Raw genomic sequence first — 1,461 nt, 5'->3', positions numbered from 1 at the left:
CGACTGCCTGTACCAACGAGCTCCGTTGTGCTTTCGCCTCGAACCCTCAACGTGCTTGCGGCACCTGCGAAAACGCTAACTTCCCGGCCTTGGGGGAAGGCCCCCGACTCCTGCGATCACCGGGCTTCGTGTAGTCATCTTGCTTCGCCCCGCTCTCCACCTTTGGCCCAGCACCTTTCGCAACACTTCCGGTTCAGGCGCCTCCGGTAGTCCACCTCCTCAGATCGACGCAGGAGGGGCCACACTGCTGCACCCTCTACAAGGGGCTGCCGGTTCCCGCCGGAGACGATCACGAAGTGGTCTGGCTGTACCACCGTTTCCCGCTTTCTTTCCGCGATGTGGAAGAGCTGCTGTTCGTGCGCGGCACTCATGTGTTCTGGGAGGGGCGTCGTCAACTTGTTGTGGATGGCGGTTGTTGAAGGTAAGGCGGGTCGTGGTGGGGCTGGGTGGCAGCCCTGGTTCAGGCCGCCGTGGGCAGGGCGAGTGACGCCGGTGATGTGGTTCCAGACGGCAAAGCGGGTGGTCGTCTCGGCCCGGTACTCGGACGCGGTCATTAGGTGACGTCGAGGCCTCAGCCCCTTGTGGGAGCGGTGCTCCACCGACCGCATCAGGGTGCGGTGGCCGGCGCCGTAGCTCTTGAGTTTGTCGGCGACCAATACCCTGGGCACCGCCACTGCTTCTCCATGAGCTTGGCCATGAACCGCTTCGCGGCAGTCGCGTCCCGGCGGGACTGGACGAGAATCTCCAGCACATGGCCGCCCTGGTCCACGGCCCGCCATAGGTACTGCCGCACCCTGTTGACCTTGATGAACCCCCCATCCTAGTGCCATTTGTCCCCGGCCTGAGGCCGGTGTCGGCGCAGACGGGCGGCTTACTCGGGGCCGAACTTCTCCCACCACTGCCAGATCGTCTCGTGGGAGACGATGATCCCGCTGGAGATGACCTCTGCCGGGAACCTGAACCCTTTGTACGACACCGCCGCCTCGGTCCCCGCACCCACAGCCGACTTCGCCCCGGGAAGATCAACAAACTAGGCGATCAGCCAGACCCGAGACATCCCACGCAAGTTGACGACGTCTCTGTGGATGCGCATCAAGCCCGAGTTCCTCCGCGGCCGCACCTTCACCACCCGGGCCGAGGCGAACCTCGCACTCTTCGAGTACGTCAACGGCTTCTACAACAACCGGCGCATCCAGGAACGGCTGGGCTTCCTGAACCCGGTCGAGTACGAGGAGAAGCACTACGCCGAGCAGGCGACGACCGAACAAGCAAACCTGAACACCCATCACCCCGTCCTGACTTCGGGCACCGTCAGGCCGGAAGGCGCCACGAGCGCGATTATGTCCCGCTTGGACTCTTCCAAGTAGGTTCTGGCCGCAGTTCCGTGAAACTCATGGTCGAGTGAGTATCCGGATCCGGAGGAGCCGGAAGGACGCCCGGTTGTACATGCTCCTTTTGATC

General features: G+C 63.4%; 1 protein-coding gene and 2 pseudogenes. 2 read left to right on the top strand and 1 reads right to left on the bottom strand.

Going from position 1 to position 1,461, the window contains the following annotated elements:
- Positions 1-288: 288 nt before the first annotated feature.
- A pseudogene (locus ABZ624_RS43065) lies at positions 289-395 on the top strand (IS6 family transposase); the annotation flags it as partial.
- 81 nt (positions 396-476) lie between these two features.
- Here the strand turns inward: ABZ624_RS43065 and ABZ624_RS43060 are convergent.
- Positions 477-1,000: pseudogene (locus ABZ624_RS43060) on the bottom strand (DDE-type integrase/transposase/recombinase); the annotation flags it as partial.
- Positions 1,001-1,067: 67 nt separating this feature from the next.
- Between ABZ624_RS43060 and ABZ624_RS43055 the strand changes: the two are divergent.
- Positions 1,068-1,367, top strand: a complete 300-nt coding sequence (locus tag ABZ624_RS43055; RefSeq protein WP_360101229.1) for an IS3 family transposase — start codon at positions 1,068-1,070, stop codon at positions 1,365-1,367.
- Positions 1,368-1,461 lie beyond the last annotated feature (94 nt).

It is taken from the genome of Streptomyces sp. NPDC007205, assembly GCF_040634095.1.
Classification (GTDB): Bacteria; Actinomycetota; Actinomycetes; order Streptomycetales; family Streptomycetaceae; genus Streptomyces.
Note: the sequence above shows the minus strand (reverse complement) of the source record. Positions and strands in the feature narration are given on the sequence as shown.